17 protein-coding genes are annotated in these 20,475 nt (G+C 66.3%); 6 read left to right on the forward strand and 11 right to left on the reverse strand.

The window, feature by feature from the left end; all coding sequences use genetic code 11:
• Nucleotides 1-152: 152 nt before the first annotated feature.
• Entirely contained in the window at nucleotides 153-2,912 is a 2,760-nt protein-coding gene (locus NQV17_RS17915; RefSeq protein WP_257773271.1) for a UPF0182 family protein, read from the reverse strand.
• A 351-nt stretch (nucleotides 2,913-3,263) separates the two neighbouring features.
• Nucleotides 3,264-4,643, reverse strand: a complete 1,380-nt coding sequence (abaF, locus tag NQV17_RS17920; RefSeq protein WP_308236590.1) for a fosfomycin efflux MFS transporter AbaF — start codon at nucleotides 4,641-4,643, stop codon at nucleotides 3,264-3,266.
• A gap of 590 nt (nucleotides 4,644-5,233) precedes the next feature.
• Between abaF and NQV17_RS17925 the strand changes: the two genes are divergently transcribed.
• On the forward strand, nucleotides 5,234-6,175 hold the full coding sequence (locus NQV17_RS17925; RefSeq protein ID WP_257773272.1) for a dihydrodipicolinate synthase family protein: 942 nt from the start codon (nucleotides 5,234-5,236) through the stop codon (nucleotides 6,173-6,175).
• A gap of 125 nt (nucleotides 6,176-6,300) precedes the next feature.
• On the opposite strand, the gene NQV17_RS17930 is transcribed toward NQV17_RS17925, so the two are convergent.
• From NQV17_RS17930 to NQV17_RS17945, 4 genes are all read right to left on the reverse strand, one after another.
• The gene (locus NQV17_RS17930) at nucleotides 6,301-7,674 is read right to left on the reverse strand and encodes an MFS transporter (RefSeq protein ID WP_257773273.1); all 1,374 of its coding nucleotides are present in this window, start codon (nucleotides 7,672-7,674) and stop codon (nucleotides 6,301-6,303) included.
• Between the two features lie 244 nt (nucleotides 7,675-7,918).
• Nucleotides 7,919-8,260 (reverse strand): NIPSNAP family protein, encoded by a 342-nt coding sequence (locus tag NQV17_RS17935; RefSeq protein ID WP_175911472.1) that lies wholly within the window; start codon nucleotides 8,258-8,260, stop codon nucleotides 7,919-7,921.
• Between the two features lie 14 nt (nucleotides 8,261-8,274).
• Nucleotides 8,275-10,068, reverse strand: a complete 1,794-nt coding sequence (locus NQV17_RS17940; protein WP_374692727.1) for an FAD-dependent oxidoreductase — start codon at nucleotides 10,066-10,068, stop codon at nucleotides 8,275-8,277.
• A gap of 80 nt (nucleotides 10,069-10,148) precedes the next feature.
• Complete coding sequence (locus NQV17_RS17945) at nucleotides 10,149-10,985, reverse strand: SDR family NAD(P)-dependent oxidoreductase (RefSeq protein WP_374692728.1); 837 nt, start codon at nucleotides 10,983-10,985, stop codon at nucleotides 10,149-10,151.
• Between the two features lie 183 nt (nucleotides 10,986-11,168).
• Between NQV17_RS17945 and NQV17_RS17950 the strand changes: the two genes are divergently transcribed.
• Entirely contained in the window at nucleotides 11,169-12,068 is a 900-nt protein-coding gene (locus NQV17_RS17950; protein ID WP_257773274.1) for a helix-turn-helix domain-containing protein, read from the forward strand.
• A 90-nt stretch (nucleotides 12,069-12,158) separates the two neighbouring features.
• Here NQV17_RS17950 and NQV17_RS17955 read toward each other — a convergent pair whose 3' ends face one another.
• Together NQV17_RS17955 and NQV17_RS17960 are read right to left on the reverse strand one after the other, a co-directional pair.
• Nucleotides 12,159-13,331, reverse strand: a complete 1,173-nt coding sequence (locus NQV17_RS17955) for a 4-hydroxybenzoate 3-monooxygenase (RefSeq protein WP_257773275.1) — start codon at nucleotides 13,329-13,331, stop codon at nucleotides 12,159-12,161.
• Nucleotides 13,332-13,476: 145 nt separating this feature from the next.
• Nucleotides 13,477-13,731 (reverse strand): hypothetical protein, encoded by a 255-nt coding sequence (locus tag NQV17_RS17960; RefSeq protein ID WP_044847151.1) that lies wholly within the window; start codon nucleotides 13,729-13,731, stop codon nucleotides 13,477-13,479.
• 434 nt (nucleotides 13,732-14,165) lie between these two features.
• Here NQV17_RS17960 and NQV17_RS17965 point away from each other — a divergent pair, with 434 nt between their 5' ends.
• Complete coding sequence (locus NQV17_RS17965; RefSeq protein ID WP_257773276.1) at nucleotides 14,166-14,438, forward strand: helix-turn-helix transcriptional regulator; 273 nt, start codon at nucleotides 14,166-14,168, stop codon at nucleotides 14,436-14,438.
• 4 nt (nucleotides 14,439-14,442) lie between these two features.
• Here NQV17_RS17965 and NQV17_RS17970 read toward each other — a convergent pair whose 3' ends face one another.
• Nucleotides 14,443-15,201 (reverse strand): TetR/AcrR family transcriptional regulator, encoded by a 759-nt coding sequence (locus NQV17_RS17970; RefSeq protein ID WP_257773277.1) that lies wholly within the window; start codon nucleotides 15,199-15,201, stop codon nucleotides 14,443-14,445.
• Nucleotides 15,202-15,253: 52 nt separating this feature from the next.
• Here NQV17_RS17970 and shc point away from each other — a divergent pair, with 52 nt between their 5' ends.
• Nucleotides 15,254-17,314 (forward strand): squalene--hopene cyclase, encoded by a 2,061-nt coding sequence (gene shc / locus NQV17_RS17975; protein ID WP_257773278.1) that lies wholly within the window; start codon nucleotides 15,254-15,256, stop codon nucleotides 17,312-17,314.
• Between the two features lie 425 nt (nucleotides 17,315-17,739).
• Here shc and NQV17_RS17980 read toward each other — a convergent pair whose 3' ends face one another.
• A complete protein-coding gene (locus tag NQV17_RS17980; protein ID WP_257773279.1) occupies nucleotides 17,740-17,976 on the reverse strand; it encodes a hypothetical protein in 237 nt (78 codons plus the stop codon).
• Between the two features lie 393 nt (nucleotides 17,977-18,369).
• On the opposite strand from NQV17_RS17980, the gene NQV17_RS17985 reads away from it, so the two are divergent.
• Both NQV17_RS17985 and NQV17_RS17990 read left to right on the forward strand, forming a co-directional pair.
• A complete protein-coding gene (locus tag NQV17_RS17985) occupies nucleotides 18,370-18,669 on the forward strand; it encodes an H-NS histone family protein (RefSeq protein WP_257773280.1) in 300 nt (99 codons plus the stop codon).
• 549 nt (nucleotides 18,670-19,218) lie between these two features.
• Nucleotides 19,219-20,160, forward strand: coding sequence for a LysR family transcriptional regulator (locus NQV17_RS17990; protein WP_257773281.1), 942 nt, complete (start codon nucleotides 19,219-19,221; stop codon nucleotides 20,158-20,160).
• Here the strand turns inward: NQV17_RS17990 and NQV17_RS17995 are convergent.
• Nucleotides 20,153-20,467, reverse strand: coding sequence for an NIPSNAP family protein (locus tag NQV17_RS17995; RefSeq protein WP_257773282.1), 315 nt, complete (start codon nucleotides 20,465-20,467; stop codon nucleotides 20,153-20,155). The genes NQV17_RS17990 and NQV17_RS17995 overlap by 8 nt on opposite strands.
• Nucleotides 20,468-20,475: the final 8 nt, after the last annotated feature.

Consider the following 20,475-nt stretch of genomic DNA (forward strand, 5'->3'; position numbering starts at 1 on the left):
TGGCCGGTTCGCTCGATGCATGGGACGACGAGCCGGCTGCCGGCCCGCTTTCCGCGCCGGGTCCCGGTTCAGGCCAACGTGTGCGCCGGGAACGACACGACAACTGCTTGACCGCGGTCGATCACGCCCACGCCCGCTCAGCTGCGCCTCACTCACGGCTTGTGATCCGCGCGAGCAGCACCCAGCGCTTCGAGCAACGGTCGAAGCGCATCGAGTTCCGCGCCGAAGCCGGCCCAATCCCCCGCCTTCAGCCGCTCGATCGCACGATCGTAATGGGCCAGCGCGTCGCGGGCGCGCGCATCCGCCGCGCCGCCGGCCGGCGCCGCCACCGGCCCCGGCCTCGTCTCCTTGAAGAGCGCCGCGAGCGCCTCGCTCAGGTTTTCCTCCATCACGACGCGATCGCCATAGGCCGCGATCACGCGTTTCAACTCGGGCAACTGGCCGGACGACGCGCGCAGATAGAGCGGCGACACATAGAGAATCGAGTGCTCGATCGGAACGACCACGAGATGTCCGCGGATCACGCGCGAGCCCATCTGGTTCCACAGCGATATCTGCTGCGAGATTTCCGTGCTCTGCTGGATGCGAGCCTCGATCTGGTACGGCCCGTAGATCAGCTTTTCCTTGGGAAACGCGTAGACGATCAGCTTGCCGTACCCGGGCGGATCGCAACGCGCGGCCAGCCACGCGATCATGTTCTCGCGCTGGCTCGGCACCATCGGCAGCATGAGCACGAAGCCGGCCTGCGCATCGCCGGGCAGCCGCATGATCGTGTAGTACGGCGCCATCTGCCGGTTCGCGGTGTCGCCCCCGTCGATATCGCCCAGCGCACGAGGAAACTGCCAGAGGTCCTCGCGGTTATAGAACACTTCCGGTGCATCCATGTGATAAGCGCGGTAGAGGTTCGCCTGGATCAGGAACAGATCCTCGGGGTAGCGGATGTGCCGTTGAAGATCGTGCGGCATCGCGTCGAGCGGCTTGAACATGCCGGGGAAGATGCGCGCGTAAGTCCGCACCAGCGGATCGGAAGGATCGCTGACGTAGAAGTCGACCGTGCCGTTGTACGCGTCGACCACCACCTTGACCGCGTTGCGAATGTAGTTGGCACCATCGCCGGTGCCAGGCGGCGCATACGGAAACCACTGGCTGGTCGTATAGGCGTCCTGGATCCAGAACAGGCGTCCGCTGCTTGCCACGACATAGGGGTCGTGGTCGAGCGCGAGAAACGGTGCGATCGTGCGGATCCGCTCCCGGATGTTGCGGTGAAAGAGGATCCTGCTCTCGTTCGTGATGTAGTGCGTCAGCAGGATGTTGGGATCGCCGAACTGCCATGCGAACAGGCTGCGCCGCACCGCGCCGCCGATTGCGACACCGTCGCGCCCGCTGTAGGACGTGTAGACGTTGCTGTCCCCCTTCGGGTAGTCGAATTCGGGCACGCTGCCCTTCACGATCACATAGCCCTGCCCGCCTTCGCCGAAGTAGATGCGCGGTTCGTCGATCGCCGGTCCGCCATCGGCGACGGGCGGAATGTCGCGCAGATAGAGCGACGGCAAGCCTTCCGTCGATTTCTCCGTGACCGGCGACATCACGATGCCGTTGCCGTGGGTGAACAGCAGATGCAGGTTCACCCAGGTCCGGGCGTTCTCCGGCAGCATCGTCTGATCCAGATCGCGCGCCGACAGCATGACCTGCCGGTAGCCGGAGTCGAGACGGTAGCGATCGATATCCACGGAAAAGAACTTGTAGTAAGTCCTGATCTCCTGCAACTGCGCATAGGTATCCATCAGCGGCTGCACATCCCACAGGCGGATATTGTCGACGGTCGCGCGATTGGCCTGCAGCGACGCGAGATTCAGGCCCTGCTCGGCCGCAAACGGCTTGACCTCGATTTGCGCGAGACCGTAAGCCTGCCTCGTCAACGCGATGTTGTGCTGGATATAGGGCGTCTCGAGCTGCAGCTCGCTCGGCTTGACGTAGAAGCGCTGGAACAGCGCGGGATAGACGATGCCGAGCGCGAACGAAGTGCCGAACACGAGCAGCATCGCGGCGGCCGGCAACCGATAGCCGGGCCGGCGCAGGTTGACCAGCATCGCAACGGCCGACGCAACGGCGAGGCCGACGAGCAGCCACAGCACCGGCAGCATCACGTGGACATCCGTATAACCGGCGCCGACCACGACCCCGTTGTTGTCGTAGAGCAGCAGAAAGCGTTCGAGCCACCAGGACCAGGCTTTCAGCAGGAAGAACACTGCCAGTAGCGCCGACCCGTGAACCGCGGCGGCCGACGAAAGCCCCTTCGGCGGGCGGAGCATGATGTCGCCGCGCAGCCAGTAGACGCCGCCCGCGACGATCGCGCAGCAGACGACCAGTTGCAGCAGCAGGTTCTTCAGCAGGATCCAGACGGGCAGCGCGAACAGATAGAAACCGATGTCCTTGCCGAAGATCGGATCGTGCGCGCCGAACGGCACCCGATGCAGGAAACGAAGCGCGACATCCCAGCTCGACATCGCACCGGCGGCGATCGCAAGCCCGAGAATGACCGCACCCGCGGCGATGACCGCGCGCCAGGGAATGCGCGACGCGACCTCCCCCGCCAGCGCGCGCAGGACATCCTCCGCACGCGTCGACGAAGCGTCCGCTACCTGCCAGACATCGACGGGCCTGGCATGACGATGCGCGAGCCACCCCGACGCGCCGATCGCGGCCGCCGACACGGCGAACACCGCGGCGAACAGCAGCACCCTCGCGGACAGGATCGTCCAGAAGACGCCGGCATAGCCGATCGACGAGAACCAAAGCCAGTCGACCAGGAGACCGGTGACGCGCCCGACGACGATCAGGCAGGCGATGACGATCGCAGCCGCGATCCCGTAGCGTCTCAGGCGTGGGACGGACGTTGCTTGCGAGCGCATCGAGGCTCCTTTGCCGGGCCGTCATGGGTGGCCGGCTGCGGCCGGACCGGGCGTGCCGCCGATCCGTCAGCGAGCATCGCGGCCGGCCGCATGTCTGAATGCTACGCCCGTTGCCGACACGTCGCCATCCGACCGCATGCGCGACATCACCGGGAACGAGCACTGCGACAGATTCGATCCCCCCTCGACAAGCACCCGTCGATGGCCGCTGCCGGGCGCAATCAGTGACGACCGTAGTGAACCGAACACCGACCGTCTTCCCCGCGCTTCCCGGACATCCCCGATGAACCACGAAAAAAGCCACCCTCGCGGATGGCTTCCGTGCGTGCAATCAGTCTACGATCACCCGCCTCACGCGTGCGTGCGCCGACTCGCTTCCGCATCGACCTCGCGCAGCGACTTGCCGCGCGTCTCCTTCGCAAGCCCGACGCACACGATCGAGATCAGCGCGGCCGCGACGAGATACAACGCGATCGGCGTCGACGAGTGATAGCGCTCGAGCAGCGACAGCCCGATCAGCGGCGCAAGCGAGCCGGCCATCAGCGGCGCGACCTGGTAGCACAGCGACAGCGCGGTATAGCGCACGTTGGTCGGGAACATCTCGGTCATCAGCGCCGAATACGGCGAGTACGTCATCGATTCGATGAACAGGCCGAGCACGATCGCGGCCATGATGATCCAGTCGTTGCCGGTATCCATCATCGGGAATGCGACGAAGCCCCAGCCGGCGGTCAGCACGGCGCCCGTCAGATACACGGGCTTGCGCCCGACGAGATCCGACATCAGCCCCATCAGCGGGATGAAGAAGAAGTGAATCGCGTTGGCGGCGAACATCAGCTTCAGGATCCGCGTGGTGTCGAAGCCGACGACCAGCTTCAGGTAAGTCAGCGAGAACGTGACGACCATGTAGTACAGGATGTTCTCGGCGAACCGCGCGCCGATGCCGATCAGCACCTGCCGCCAGTGATACTTGAGCACGTGGCCCACGCCGAGCTGCTTTTCCTGCTTCTGCGCGCGGCGCGCCTGCGCTTCCTTGAAGATCGGCGCATCGTCGACCTTGCGGCGAATCCAGAAACCGATCAGCACGACCACCGCCGAGAACCAGAACGCCGCGCGCCAGCCCCACGCCAGGAAGTCGGCCTCGGACAGCGAGCTGGACAGCACCAGCAGGATGATCGTCGCGACGAGGTTGCCGGCCGGCACGCCGGCCTGCGGCCAGCTGGCCCAGAAGCCGCGGCGGTTGTCCGGGCTGTGTTCGCTGACCAGCAGGATCGCGCCGCCCCACTCGCCGCCGAATGCGAAGCCCTGGATCAGCCGCAGCGACACCAGCAGCACCGGCGCCCAGTAGCCGATCGCATCGAAGGTCGGCAGGCACCCCATCAGGAAGGTCGTGACGCCGACCACGATCAGGCTCACCTGCAGCAGATACTTGCGGCCGAACTTGTCGCCGTAGTAACCGAACACCAGCCCGCCGATCGGGCGCGCGGCGAATCCCACCGCATACAGCGCGAACGCGGCGAGCAGGCCGTCGATCGGGTTGCCGGTCTTCTTGAAGAAGTGCGTGCCGAACACCAGCGCCGACGCCGTTCCGTACAGGAAGAACTCGTACCACTCCGCCACCGAGCCGACCATCGACGCCGCGACGACCCGCTTCAATTCCCGCTTCGACGCCGTGTCCTGCACGGCTGCTGCACTACCGGACGAGACTGCCTCGCCGACCTGACTTGTCATCTCCGTATCTCCTCTCGTTGTCTTCCATTTCCCTTGGCGGGCCGGGTTCGCGCGTAAGCACGTCGAACGATTTTATACAATATCCAATACACAATCCACGCAATCTCAAAAAAGCTTTCGGCAGAAATGCGACACGCCGGGCGGCATCTGGCCGTCAGGTTCCGAGCCCGCGAGCGCGATGTTTCTGATCAGAGGAAAGTACGGAAGGGGCTTGTAGACGGGAGGCTGATCGCGGCTCGCGGGCCGACGGACGGGGCGTAGCGTGAATTTTCCGGCGTCGACGGGATCGTCCGTCGCCCCCGCCCAAAGCCGCTGCGGCGCGGTTCGCCACCCTCCCCGCGGCTCCGGCACGACGACCTTCGTCACGCCCTTTTTATTTTATATTGTATAAAATATTCGAACTGGCTAGAATGACTTCCGTCGATGGCTGACTCTCGGGCGAAACCGGAGGCAACGTTTCGGCACCGAGGCAAACAAGAGGCGGCCAGCCGCCGTCCGGATCGCATGCAGCACCGACGAGACGGCGAGCGCGCGTACAGCCCACGTTGCCAGCAATGGCAGTTGACCCTATCTGAATGTGAGGAAACGAGATGAGCGACAACATTTTTACCGGCACCATTCCGGCCCTGATGACGCCGTGCACCGCTGACCGTCAGCCGGATTTCGACGCGCTGGTGAAGAAGGGCAAGGAACTGATTGCACTCGGCATGCGCGCGGTGGTGTACTGCGGCTCGATGGGCGACTGGCCGCTGCTGACCGAAGCGCAGCGTCAGGAAGGCGTCGCGCGCCTGGTCGAAGCCGGCGTCCCGACGATCGTCGGCACCGGCGCGGTGAACTCGAAGGAAGCCGTGTCGCACGCCGCGCATGCCGCGAAGGTCGGCGCGCACGGCCTGATGGTGATCCCGCGAGTGCTGTCGCGCGGCGCGTCGCCGGCGGCACAGAAGGCGCACTTCGCCGCGATCCTGAACGCCGCGCCGAACCTGCCGGCCGTGATCTACAACAGCCCGTACTACGGCTTCGCGACCCGCGCCGACCTGTTTTTCGAACTGCGTCGCCAGCACCCGAACCTGATCGGCTTCAAGGAATTCGGCGGCGCCGCCGACATGCGCTACGCAGCCGAGAACATCACGTCGCAGGACGACAGCGTCACGCTGATGGCCGGCGTCGACACGCAGGTCTTCCACGGCTTCGTGAACTGTGGCGCCGCAGGCGCGATCACCGGTATCGGCAACGCGCTGCCGCGTGAAGTGCTGCAACTGGTCGACCTGTGCAAGAAGGCCGCGCAAGGCGACGCAGTGGCGCGCGTGCGTGCGAAGGAACTGGAAGCGGCGCTGGCCGTGCTGTCGTCGTTCGACGAAGGCTGCGACCTGGTCCTGTTCTACAAGCACCTGATGGTGCTGAACGGCGACCAGGAATACACGCTGCACTTCAACGAAACCGACGCCCTGAGCGACGCGCAGCGCAACTACGCGGAAGCGCAGTACACGCTGTTCCGCAACTGGTACGCGAACTGGTCGAAGAGCATCGCGTAAGCGCGTTCGCACGAAACCGTTCGATACGCAGCCATGAAACGGCTGCGTGACGAAAACGAAAAGCCACGGAGCGCTCCGTGGCTTTTTTCATTCGCGCTCTGCGCCGCCATCGCGCATCTGCCGAATCAGTGCTGCTGCACGGCCGCCCCGCTCGCGCGCTCCTGTTCCGTGATCTCCGTGCGGCAATGGCCGATCATGTACAACGCACCGGCCGCGGCGAGCGCCGGCACCGCCAGCAGGCTGAACACGTCGCCGAAGTGCCAGCCGAGCCCCATCAGCATCGCGCCGGCGAATGCGCCGGCCACGCCGCCGATTCGTCCGATGCCGAGCATCCATGCCACGCCCGTCGCGCGGCAGCGCGTCGGATACAGGCTCGCCGCATAGGCCGACATCGACGTCACCGCGCTCGTCACCACGGTGCCGCACAGGAAAATCAGCGTGCCGAGCCATGTGGCATGCCCGATCGTGCGGCTCGCCACGAGCACCAGCAGCGCCGCCACGACATACGCGCAGACGATCGTCCGGTTCGGATTGAAGCGGTCCATCAGCCATCCGGCGCCGAGGTTGCCGAGCACGCCGCCGAGCGGGAACAGCGACGTCATCAGCGCGCCGCCTTCGGCGCTGAAGCCCGCGTCGCGAAGCAGCGTCGGCATCCAGTTGGTCAGCAGGTAATAGATCAGCAGTCCCATGAAATAGGCCGCCCACAGCATCAGCGTGCGCGAACGGAATTGCGCGGATACCACCTGCGCGAGCGCGGACGCTCCGCCCGTTTGCGCTCGCGCGCCGGCGGCCACGAACGTGCAGTCGTCGAAGCGCTCGCGCGGTGCGATCCGCGCGAGGATGCGCGCGATGCGCGCATGCGTGCCCGGTCGCGGCGCGAGATACTGCGCGGACTCGGGCAGCAGCATCACGAGCGCGACCGCCAGCGCGAGCGGCCCGACGCCGCCCGCGGTCAGCACGCTTTGCCAGCCGAAATGCGGAATCAGCCACGCGGACGTGACGCCACCCACCGCGAGCCCGCACGAGAAACCGCAGAACATCGCGTTGACGGCCACGCCGCGGATCCGGGCCGGCGCGTACTCCGACATCAGCGTGACGGCGTTCGGCATCGCCGCACCCAGGCCGAGCCCGGTCAGGAAGCGGAATGCAGTCAGCGCTTCGATCGACTGCGCATGCGCGGACACCATGCTCCACGCGCCGAAACACGCGACCGACAGCACGAGCACGGTCTTGCGGCCGAGCCGGTCCGCGCACGGGCCGGCGGCGAGCGCGCCGATGCCGAGCCCGGCCAGCGCCGCGCTCATCACCGGGCCGAGCGCGCTGCGCGCGATGCCCCAGTCGTGCGTGAGCGCAGGTGCGATGAAGCCGATCGCGGCCGTGTCGTAGCCGTCGGCGGCCACGACCAGGAAGCACAGGATCAGGATCAGCCACTGACAGGGGGAAAAGCGCTCGGCGTCGATGAACGACTGCACGTCGAGCGTACGCGTGGGGGTTTTCATCGTATGTCTCCTGCGGTCCGGTCGCACGACGGTGCCGATGCACCGCCCGCGCGCGGACCTGTTCATGGTCATGGTTACGTCGTGAACCCGGTGCCCTTGCAGAGCGGCGATCGCGACGTGGCAGCCCGCGGCGGCAAACCGCATCGCGCATGCCTAGCCGATGCCGTCTGCGCCGCCCGTGACGATCGTCACGCGCGCGCAGGGCGTGTCGTCCAGGTCGGGTCCGGGTTTCATCGTCATCGGCTCAGCGCGTCAGGTACGCGAGGCTCGGGAACTCGACGCGGCGGATGATGCGGCTCTCCTGCGCGACGATCAGGTGGCCGGACGCCTGCAGATACGCGGGCCAGTCCGGATCGGCATCGCGCGCGGTGCGCCGCGCGTCGTAGTCGGCGATGCTGTCGTAGCCCCACAGATGGACGACCTGGTTCAACGCGCCGATGTCGCTCATGTAGAAGCCGACGGGCGCGCCGAGATACTTGACCTGGATCGGCATCGCGAGCCGGTCGAAGATCTCGATGAACTCCGCCATGCCGCGCGGGCGAATCGTGTAGATGCGATGGTCGATGAAGGCTTTCGCGGTAGTCATGGTCGGCTCCGGGTTCAGGCGGTCGCGCGCGCGGCGGCGGGATGCGGCGCGGCAGTGGGCGGGGTTGGCTCTGCGACGTCGGTGCGCTCGCCAAGGTCGTCGAGCCCCGCGATATGGCGTGCGCTCAGATAGCCGAACGTCATGATCGGCCCGAGCGTGATCCCCGCGCCCGGATAGTTGCCGCCCATGATGCTGGCGCGATCGTTGCCGACCGCATACAGGCCGGCGATCGGCCGGTCGTCGGCAGCGAGCACCTGGCCGACCACGTTGGTCCGGATGCCGTCGAAGGTGCCGAGGTCACCCATCACGACCTTCAGCGCGTAATACGGCCCGTCGCCGAGCGGCGCCACGCACGGATTCGGACGATGGTCGGCGTCGCCGAGATAACGGTTGAACGACGTCGTGCCGCGGCCGAATTCGGGATCCTCGCCGCGCACGGCATCGCGGTTGTAGCGCCGCACGGTCGCTTCCAGATTCGCCGCATCGATGCCGGCGCGCTGCGCGAGTTCGGCCAGCGTGCGCCCCTGCACGAGATAGCCATTGCGCAGCAGCGGCCCGAGCGGCACGGGTGCGGGCTTCGCGAAGCCCAGCCCGTATTTGCGGATCTTCGCGTGATCGCACACGAGCCACATCGCGGTTTCGGTCTCGTCGCGGCATGCGGCGATCATCGCGGCGCCGACGTCGTGATACGAATTCGATTCGTTCGTGAAACGCGTGCCGCGCCGGGTCACGCCGATGACGCCGGGCTTGTAGCGATCGAGCAGATGCGGAAACACACCGAAGCGGCCGTCGCCGAGCGGCACGCGCGAGACGGGCATCCATGCGGCCGGTTGCGGATAGCGGATCTCGACGCGGCCGCCCGCGCGCTCGGCGAGCGTCGCGCCGTCGCCGGTGTTGCCGGCCGGCACCGGCGATACATGTTCGCCGCCGCGCGCAACGTGCGGATAAGCACGCGCGATGCGCGCGACGTCGTGCGAGAAGCCGCCGCTCGCGAGGACGACCGCACGGCGCGCGGTGATGCGATACGTCGCGCCGTCGGCCCCGACCGTCGCGCCGGCGATGCGTGCGCCGTCCGCGACGAGTTCGCGTGCGGGCGTATTCGTCAGGATCGGAATGCCGAGATCCAGCGCGGACTTCGCGAGGCGCGCGGCGAGCGCGTTGCCGCTCGTGATCTGCACGCCGCGCCGGTACAGCGCGAGATCCTTCAGATGCGCGGCAAGCCGCTTCGTCACGTACCACGCTGACCGAAGCGAGCGCGTCGCGTTGAAGAAGTGCTTCAGGTCTGCGTTCGACGAATTGAACATCATCCCGATGAACGTGATCGTCTTCAGCGGCGGACGCAGGCGCTCGAGATCGCGCCCGAGCCCGCGCGCATCGTAGGGCGCGGCGACGACCGAGCGGCCGATGTCGACGCCGCCGGGCATGTCCGGGTGATAGTCGGGATACAGCGTCGGCACGAATTTCACGTCCGTCTCGCGCTCGAAGAAATCGAGCATGCGCGGGCCGTGCTCGAGAAACGCGTCGATCGCCGCATCGTCGTAGAACGCGCCCGTCTCGCCGCGCAGATACGTGCGGGCCGCTTCGCGCGTATCCTGCACGCCGTTTGCGCGTGCATGGCGATTGCCGGGGATCCACAGCACGCCACCTGAAAACGCGGTCGTGCCGCCGAAACATGCTTCCTTCTCGACGACGATCACGTCGAGCCCCGCCTTGCGCGCGGTAATGGCGGTGGACAGGCCGCCCGCTCCCGAGCCGATCACGAGCAGATCGCACGTGACGTGCTTCGAACGCTGCTGATCGTTCATCATGTCTTCCTCCGTCTCTTGAATAACTGTGCGTCGCCGAGCTCGCGCTGCACGCCGTGCGTGCAGCGCGGCAAGGCCGCGAATCAGCGTGCGCCGGCACCGGCCTCGTAGCCGGGCCGCGGCACGAGATCCATCAGCATCGCGTCGAGGCCGCCGTCGACCACCAGTTCCGCGCCATTCACGTATGCCGCACGCGGGCTCGCGAGAAACGCGACGACGTTCGCGATGTCGTCGGGCCGGCCGATGCGGCGGTTCGCGGTCATCGCGCTGCGGCGTGCCTCGATGTCGCCGCTCGCATAGAACGACTCCGACAGCGGCGTGCGGATCATTCCCGGGCACACGGTATTGCTGCGGATGCCGCGCGGCCCCCACTCCGCCGCCAGTTGCCGCGCGAGCATCGCGACCGCCGCCTTGCTCGCGCTGTAGGCGCCGCTGTACGTCTGCGGGTGGCGCGCCGCGATCGACGCGACATGTACCAGCACACCCGAGCCGCGCGCGAGCATCGCGCGGCCGAACGCTTGCGAACACAACATGTAGCCGGTGAGATTGACCTGCAGCATCGCGTTCCATGCGTCGAGGCCGATACTCTCGATGCCGCCGGCACGCAACAGGCCGGCGTTGTTCACGAGCACGTCGGCGGGACCGAGATCGCGCTCGACGCGTTCGGCGGCCTGCGTCACGCTGGCGGCGTCGCCGATATCGCAGCCGATCGCGACGACCTCGCCGCCGGCCGCGCGCAGCCGCTCGGCGATCGCGATGGTGCCGTCCGCGTCGCGGTCGAGCAGCGCGACCCGCGCGCCGGCCGCCACGAGCGTTTCGACGATCGACGCGCCGATGCCGCCCGCGGCCCCCGTCACGACGCAAACCTGCCCATCGAGACGAAGCCAGTCCTGCTGTTGATTGTTTCCTTGCGATATCATTAGGTATCCTCTTGAAATGATCTTGAGAGATCCGGCTCGATCCGGCACACGCTACCCGAACGTCGCGCGCTGCGTCAGTGGCAAGCGCTACGTCGATGGGAAAAGTATAGAAGCGCGCATCGCGCGAAAATTGGACAAACGCCGCAAGCAACAGGACAATTTGTACACAGGAGGCCGCGCGGCATGAGGAGAATCCCTAACTACGATCTGTATGGCGAATCGGCGCGTCCGCCCTGGTACGACGCGTTCAACTTCGAATGGATACCGGAGCGCAGCCGGCCGAACGACTGGCATATCGCCGCGCACCGTCACGATGCGCTATTGCAGATTTTGTACATCCGCGGCGGGCAGGGACATGTCGTGATCGAGAGCGGGAAGCACACGTTCGCGCCGCCGTGCCTCGTGCTGCTGCCCGCGCAGACGGTCCATGCGTTCGAGTTCTCGCCGCAGATCGACGGCCTCGTGATCACGGTCGTGCAGCGCGCGCTCGAAACGCTGGTCAAGACCGCCGCGCCGGGCGCGCTGTCGATCCTGCAACGCGCGGCGGTGATTCCGGTCAAGGAGCCGGACGCGAGCGCGTCGATGCTGATGCCGCTGTTCGCGTTGCTAGAACAGGAATTCCGCAGCACCTCACGCGGGCGCGGCGCGGCCGGGATGGCGTTGCTGGTGGCGTTGGTCGTGCATGTCGCGCGCCTGAGCGATCTCGCGGCCGCGCCGTCGCATGCCGGCACCGATCGGCGCGCCACGTTGCTGCGGCGGTTTCGCGAACTGATCGACACGCATTTTCGCGAGCATCGGCCGGTGGAATTCTATGCGGACCGGCTCGGCGTGACGGCCGCCCAGCTTGCGCGCGTGTGCCGGGAGGAGTTGGGCATCTCGACGACGGCGGTCGTCAACGCGCATCTGATTCGCGAAGCGCAGCGCGACCTGGTTTATTCGAATCTGAGCGTGAAGCAGATCGCGCACGAGATGGGGTTTGCGGACAGCGCGTATTTCAGCCGCTATTTCCGCAAGCAGACCGGCCTGACGCCGGGCGAGTTCAGGGAAGCGGCCCATCGCGACCTGATGCCGGGCCGCTCGTGAACGGGCCGGGCGGTGCGTGCGGTGCGGGCGATGCGCGCGGTCGCGGCTCCCGAAAGCCGCGACCGCAACAGCCCGCTCGATCGCCGCGCGTCAGACCGCGACCGCGCCGACGTAGTTTTCGGCCATCGCCATCGCCGCCGGGCGCGACGTCGTCACGTGCTCGAGTTCGGCCACCTGCAAACGCTGCTCGAACGGCGACGCGTCGTCGAGACGATGCATCATGCGCGTCATCCAGTACGAGAAGTGTTCGGCGCGCCAGATCCGGCGCAGCGCGGTTTCGCTGTACGCGTCGAGCAGGTCGGTGCGCGCTTCGTCGTAGAACGCCTGCAGCGCGGACGTCAGGATGCGCACGTCCGACACCGCGAGGTTGAGGCCCTTCGCGCCGGTCGGCGGCACGATGTGCGCGGCGTCGCCGGCGAGGAACAGGCGGCCGTGCTGCATCGTGGTCGACACGAAGCTGCGCATGCCGACGATGTTCTTCTGGAAGATCCGCCCTTCCACGACCTGCCGGCCATCGGCGGAGTCGACGCGCGCGTGCATCTCGGCCCAGATGCGATCGTCGGACCATTGGTCGACGGAATCCTTCGGGTCGCACTGGAAATACATGCGCTGCACGTTCGGCGAGCGCGTGCTGACGAGCGCGAAGCCGCGTTCGTGGCGCGCATAGATCAGTTCTTCCGACGACGGCGGCGCCTCCACGAGAATGCCGAACCAGCCGAACGGAAACACGCGCTCGTAGTCCTGCCGCAAGGCGGCGGGGATCATCGTGCGCGACACGCCCTGCGAGCCGTCGCAGCCGATCACGAAGTCGCAGTCGAGCGTCTGTTCGACGCCGTCGTGCACGAAACGGATCGATGGCGCATCGGTCTCGATGCCGGCAATCGTCGTCCCGGACACGTTGAAGTACAGCGCGCCGCCGGCCGCCACGCGCGCGGCCACGAGATCCTTCAGCACCTCGTGCTGCGCATAGACGGTGATCGCCTTGCCGGTCAGTTGGGTCAAATCGATGCGGCGGCGCTTGCCTTCGAATGCCAGTTCGAAGCCGTGATGCAGCGCGCCTTCCGCTTTCATCCGGTCGCCGACGCCCGATTCGGTCAGCACGTCCATCGTGCCCTGTTCGAGCACGCCGGCGCGGATGGTGGATTCGATCTGTTCGCGGCTGCGCGACTCGAGCACGACCGACTCGATACCGCGCAGATGAAGAAGATGGGAAAGCAGCAGGCCCGCGGGCCCGGCGCCGATGATGCCGACTTGCGTACGCATGAATGTCTCCGGTTGGGATTGATTTTGCGCAAGTGTGGCGGCGACGCGTGCTATCCCGCAACGCGATATCGGGAATATGGACTATCTCGATAATGGATAAAGGTGGGCGCGCGCGGCACGTCCCGGGCCACGCGCGTCCATCCGTTCAGGGCTTCGCCGGCGCCGGCCGCGACTCCATCCCGTCGATCTTCGCGAGCAGCGCATTGCCGAGCTTCGTCAGATGACGCGGCATGCCGGGGATCGCCAGCAGCGCCTCGATCCGCTCGCGCCAGTAACTTGGGTGACTCACGCGCATCGCAACCGGCATCACCGCCGCGCCGGTATCGGCATCGCTTTCCAGCAGCGCGACCATTCTCTCGATATGAGAGAGCTCGCGCTCCACATAGTCTCTCGTCAGCATGTGATTGCCACTCCCCGAAACACAGCACCCGGCCTGTCTTCATCGGCGCATCGCCGCATGGTCCTTTCGCTCGACGCGTCGTTCTCGTTTCGCTTCACGGTACGCGCGTCGTATGTCAGAAAAACACCCGGCAGCACGACGATTTTCTTCATATCGTCGGATCGATGTCGTACCGCACGCGTCACGTCCACGGCCCCGCTCTTCGTTGCCGATCGTAGACACTCTGCGTCGCGGCGGCATCCCCAAAATTGAGGATGCCTGCTGGAATCGATCGCACCGCATCCGCGCGACACGCCGGCATGCCCGATCCGGCGAACGCGATGCGGCAACACGCGCAACGTAGCGCGTGCGGCAACCGGGGAACGGGGACGCGAGGATTTGCGCGGCCGACGAGTCGATCGCGGCGCTCTGCACGGCCGCTGTCGATCCCGAACATGGAATGTCGCGCTCAAGGCCCTCATGGCGCTAGCCGACGCGCGGGCGGCGAACTGCTTCGTGCGCGACGCGCGCACCGGCACCGGCGTCCGTTCTCGCTCACTCGCGCGGAACCGGCGGTCGCGACCGGCATTGCCGGCGGCCTGACGCCGGCCGAGTACGCGGCATGCAACGGCGTGCAGATCGGCACGGTGCTCAGCCCGATCAAGGCGGTCTTCGCGAAGACGGGCGCGCGACGTATTGCCGATCTCGTCGCGCTGTCCGGCGCCTGAATACTCAGCGGCGCCGGTCGCGCGCACCCTTGATCGTGCCGGTGCCCGCCGGCTCGGCCGCGGTCATCCGGTCGAGTTGCCGGACGATCTCCGCGCGCAGTTCCGCCGAAATCTCCACGCTGTCGAGGAGCTCCGAGATCCACAGCCCGTCGGCCGCGAGCCGGCAGATCATCAGCGTCGCCGCCCGTTCGAGCGGCACCGGGTCCGGCCGCGTCCACTCGCGCATCGGCACCGACCAGCGCGCACGCGTCTCCTGCTCGGTGATCATCGACGCGACCAGCACGCGCAGCACGTCGGTGCTCGCGGCCGGCTGCGCGGTGTCGAGCACCGCATGCAGATACGCGCGCGCCGCCGCGCCGTCGCCGTGCGAATCGGCCGCGCGGCGTGCGGCCATCTGCGTCGCGAAGCGCTCGGTCGCCTGCCCGAACAGCGCGTCGAGCAAGCCCTGCTTGTTCGCGAAGTGATACTGCAGCGCGCCTTTCGTCACGCCCGCGCGCTCGGCGACCGCGTCGAGCGTCAACGCGGCCACGCCGTGATGGGTCGCGATTTCCGACGCGGCTTCCAGCAGTTGCGCGCGCACCTGTTCCGGCGCCTTTTTACGCCGCACGCCGGCGACGGGCGCGGAATCACGCGCGGAATCAGGCACGGAACCAGGTCCGAAATCGGGCACAGCCGGTGCGCCGGACGCCTGCGGGGCGGCCGATTCGGCCGTATCGACGGGCGCGGGAATGTCGTGCGGAGCGGGTTCGGGGCGTTTCTTCATGGCGGCGATGTTAGCACCCGCGGTCTCGATATAAACATTCCGGCTGGATGGTATGATCCGCCGCATGAACAAACCTGCCCCTTCTCCCTGGTCCGCGCTCGACACCGCGATCGCCCGCGGCCGCGACGCGCTGATGCGTCTTCAGCAGCCCGACGGCAGCTGGTGTTTCGAACTCGAATCCGACGCGACGATCACCGCGGAATACATCCTGATGATGCATTTCATGGACAAGATCGACGACGCGCGCCAGGAGCAGATGGCGTGCTACCTGCGCGCGATCCAGCGGCTCGACACGCATGGCGGGTGGGATCTGTACGTCGACGGCGATCCGGACGTGTCGTGCAGCGTGAAGGCGTACTTCGCGCTGAAGGCCGCCGGTGACAGCGAGCAGGCGCCGCACATGGTCCGCGCGCGCGACGCGATCCTGAAGCTCGGCGGCGCGGCACGCGCGAACGTGTTCACGCGCATCCTGCTCGCGACGTTCGGCCAGGTGCCGTGGCGCGCGGCGCCGTTCATGCCGGTCGAATTCGTGCTGTTCCCGAAGTGGGTGCCGATCTCGATGTACAAGGTCGCGTACTGGGCGCGCACGACGATGGTGCCGCTGCTCGTGCTGTGCTCGCTGAAGGCGCGTGCGCGCAACCCGCGCAACATCGCGATCCCCGAACTGTTCGTCACGCCGCCCGACCAGGAGCGTCACTACTTCCCGCCCGCGCGCGGAATGCGCCGCGCGTTCCTCGCGCTCGATCGCGTGGTGCGTCACGTGGAGCCGCTGCTGCCGAAACGCCTGCGGCAACGTGCGATCCGGCATGCGGAAGCGTGGTGCGCGGAGCGCATGAACGGCGAGGACGGGCTCGGCGGGATCTTTCCGCCGATCGTGTACAGCTACCAGATGATGGACGTGCTCGGCTACCCGGACGATCATCCGCTGCGCCGCGACTGCGAGAACGCGCTCGAGAAGCTGCTGGTCACGCGGCCCGACGGCAGCGTGTACTGCCAGCCGTGCCTGTCGCCGGTATGGGACACCGCGTGGAGCACGATGGCGCTCGAGCAGGCGCGTGGCGTGGCCGCGCCCGACGCCGGCGAGCCGGCAGGCTCACTGAATGAACTCGACGCACGCATCGCCCGCGCATACGACTGGCTCGCCGAGCGCCAGGTGAACGACCTGCGCGGCGACTGGATCGAGAACGCGCCCGCCGACACGCAACCGGGCGGCTGGGCGTTCCAGTATGCGAACCCGTACTACCCCGACATCGACGACACCGCGGTCGTCACCGCGATGCTCGACCGCCGTGGCCGCACACACCGCAACGCGGACGGCTCGCACCCGTATGCAGCGCGCGTCGCACGCGCACTCGACTGGATGCGCGGGCTGCAATCGCGCAACGGCGGCTTCGCGGCGTTCGACGCCGACTGCGACCGCATGTACCTGAACGCGATCCCGTTCGCCGATCACGGCGCGCTGCTCGATCCGCCGACCGAGGATGTATCGGGCCGCGTGCTGCTGTGCTTCGGTGTCACGAAGCGCGCGGCCGACCGCGCGTCGCTCGCGCGCGCGATCGACTACGTGAAGCGCACGCAGCAGCCCGACGGCAGCTGGTGGGGCCGCTGGGGCACGAACTACATCTACGGCACGTGGAGCGTGCTGGCCGGGCTCGCGCTCGCGGGCGAAGACCCCGCGCAGCCGTACATTGCCCGCGCGCTGGCCTGGCTGCGCGCGCGTCAGCACGCGGACGGCGGCTGGGGCGAGACGAACGACAGCTACATCGACCCGGCGCTCGCCGGCACCAATGCGGGCGAGAGCACGTCGAACTTCACCGCGTGGGCGTTGCTCGCGCAGATGGCGTTCGGCGACTGCGAATCCGACTCGGTGAAACGCGGCATCGCGTATCTGCAATCGGTGCAGCGGGACGACGGCTTCTGGTGGCACCGCTCGCACAATGCGCCGGGCTTTCCGCGCATCTTCTACCTGAAGTATCACGGCTATACCGCGTACTTCCCGCTGTGGGCGCTCGCGCGCTATCGGCGTCTGGCCGGCGCTGCGCTGGCCGGTACGTCTTCGTCCGGCGGGGCCGGCGTGTCGGCCTCCCGCACCACGGACACCGCGCTCGCCTGAGCGTGTGCGTGTGCGTGTGCGTGTGCATGAGCGCAAGCACGAGTCCGAACTCGAGCGGCAACGCGCGCGATCTTCCCGCCCGCGCGCGGGAGGTGCCGCGCGTTCCTCGCGCTCGATCGCGTGACACGCCGAGTACTGAATGGCGAGAGGGGCTCGGCGGGAGCTTTCCGCCGATCGCGTCGTGCTACCTGATGTAGGGTATGCCCGCCCTCTCGATCGACCATCGGCCGCAACGTGGCTGCGAAAACGCACGGGAACAGCGGTTGATCACGCGGTCTGACAGCGAGGCAATCGATCGCCGGCGGAAGATAAGATCCTCGTACGGAGCGTTTTCGCCGCACCCTGCCTTAAACGCTTCGACTCGATCCGGAATTCCAGAGCAAATCTCGCAATTTCGTCAATCACCGTTGTGGACGCTGTCTGGTCTACGATTTCAACCTGCTGCGCTGCAGCCATACGCTGAGTATTCGCGAGCCTCGCTTCATCTGAAAGATGTCGCAAATTTGCGCTCGTCTGTTTTCTTCCCAACCCGGCGTCGTGGTCACCACAAGAACCTGGAGCGCGAAATCCGGGCCCCGTTCGTAAAGCAATTTCGCCAACAGAGCACGAAAGCCCGCCGTTCGAGTAAGCGCAGCCGCCCCGCTGCCTTTGGCGGAGTTCATAAACCAGGTGTCCTCTTTAGATCATCTTTCGTTTCGCGACGTTATTGCCGGCTTTCCGTTGCCATTCGGTAACTATGTTGTAGCCTTCCGGTCCTGCTCCGCTTTTGGTGACACTCATGATCGACCTGCTTGTCGTGACGATGGCGTGAATTGCTCGCCGAGCATGATGACAAACGGATTCATCGCTGATTTCCACTCGTAGGCAGTGCGATCGGCAGCGAAACTCACATCATATGAAAATAGAATTCGATAGCCGGACAGTTCCTCGCGCCGAAGGCAAGGGAGATCCAAAGTTCAATTTGCTTTAAACTTGGCGAATTAGGCATAGCCAATCATTATCATTTCGGCAAAAAGCCGCATATCATGTTTGCAGTACAACCCGCGGAGGAAAGCATGGCTACATACAAGGAACTGAAGGCTCAAATGGACGCACTGGCGGAGAAAGCGGAAACCGCCCGTCTCACCGAGCTCCAGGCTGTAATCGAAGACATCCGTACCAAGGTCGCAGAGTACGGAATTACCGAAAAAGACATCTTCGGTGTTCGTCGGGATCGAGCGGCGGCAAAAAAGTCGGCACCCGTGAATGCGAAGTATCGCGATCCCAAGACTGGCGCAACCTGGTCGGGCCGTGGCCGCGCGCCCGCATGGATCAAGGATGCCAAGAACCGGAATCGATTCCTGATTCAGGAATGAATCATTCCGGCTAACGCCGCGGCTCGATCAGCGGCAACACACTCATCGAGCGCCGATCATGTGCTTCGGCAATGCACGTCATCGCGTCGATAAAGCCGCTCGCAATGAGCGCTAAAGCGAGCGTAGTGGCACCCTACGCTCGCTTGTGTGCTCGCCCGAGCAACCGCAACACGCCGAACACTCCGCTACGTGCGGGCAAACACCCGCCTGCATTGCGATACGGGCCGAGCATGATCGACGGGTTGAATCCGCAGCCAATCGGTGCGGCGCAATCGCGATCCGCTCCCCCGCTCTCCCCGCTCATGCGTCGCGCCAATCCCGCATCCGCGCAAACGCCTCCCGCAGATCCGCGGCGACGGCACGTACAACCGGATCCAGTCGAAATACTTCGACTTCGACATGTACGGGAATTGACGACGGGCATCACGGGCCGCGTCGCGTGCGGGGCCGCTTCACCGCACGCGCGCGAACCGGTTCTGCATTAGCGATCCTCAAGATCGTTTTCGGCCCGGCAGGGCTATAATCGCCGCTTTCGGTTTGGTCGTCGCCATGAAACCGCTGGCCGTTCCCTCTCTCGCGAACATCGCGTCGCGCCTTCGCCTGAAGCAGCTCAAGCTGCTGATCGCGCTCGAAAACCACGGCTCGCTGCACAAGGCCGCCGAAGAAATCGCGATCTCGCAGCCCGGCGCGACCAAGGTGCTGCGCGAGATCGAGGACATCCTCGGCATGCCGCTGTTCGAGCGGCAGCCGAAAGGCCTCGTCGCGAACGACCTCGGCCGCTGCGTCACGCGCTATGCGCGCCTCATCTACAGCGACCTCGAACACCTGCATACCGAAGTGCTCGCGATCACGCAGGGGCATGGCGGCCATCTGGCCGTCGGCGTGATCATGGGCGCGGTGCCGCTGCTCACGCGCGCGCTGACCGACCTGCGCCGCCGCCAGCCGCACCTGTCGGTCGAGATCGTCGAAGGCACCAGCGCGAGCCTGCTCGCCCTGATCGACGACGGCCGCATCGATCTCGCGATCTGCCGCAACGGCAACAACCGGCGCCCGGAAGCCTACGACCATATCCCGCTGCAGCCCGAACCGCTCGCGGTCGTGACCGCGCGCACGCATGCGCTGGCCGAACGCGACACGCTGACGCTGCGCGATCTCGCCGACGCGGAATGGGTCGCGTATCCGGTCAACACGCCGATGCGGCTCGCGCTCGAACGCGCGCTCGCGGATGCCGGCATCGAGGTGCCGAGCTATCCGATCGAGACGGCGTCGACGTTCGCGACGCTCACGCTGCTGCAGGCGAACCCAGAACTGGTCGCGGTGATTCCGCGCGAAGTCGCCGAGTTCGGCGAGCGCTTCGGCCTCGTCGCGTGCCTGCCGGTCGCGATCCCCGCGCTCGACGAGCCGTTCGGCGTGGTGGCCCGCACCTTCGCGCACCTGACACCCGGTGCGCGCATGCTCGTCGAGACGCTACAGCATCCGCTGCCTACTTGATCGGCGAGAACGCGGCCGGACGCAGCAGCTTCGACTCCATCCTTTCCAGCATCGGGAACGCCTTCGGCACGAACTTCTCGAGCCAGTCCGGATCCTCGTACAGCGCGGTGCGCCGCTTGATGCGGTCGTCGAGGCTGTCGTACGCCCAGATGTGGACGACCTGGTTCAGTTCGCCGATTTCCGTGTACCACCAGCCGACCAGCGTCGCATAACGGGAAATCACCGGCAGGCCTTCCTTCTCGAAGTGCCGCAGGTATTCGTTCATCTTGCCGATCTGGACCGTGTAGGTCCGCATTTCGTAATACATGACTGCTC

It is taken from the genome of Burkholderia sp. SCN-KJ, assembly GCF_024656005.1.
Taxonomy (GTDB): Bacteria; Pseudomonadota; Gammaproteobacteria; order Burkholderiales; family Burkholderiaceae; genus Burkholderia.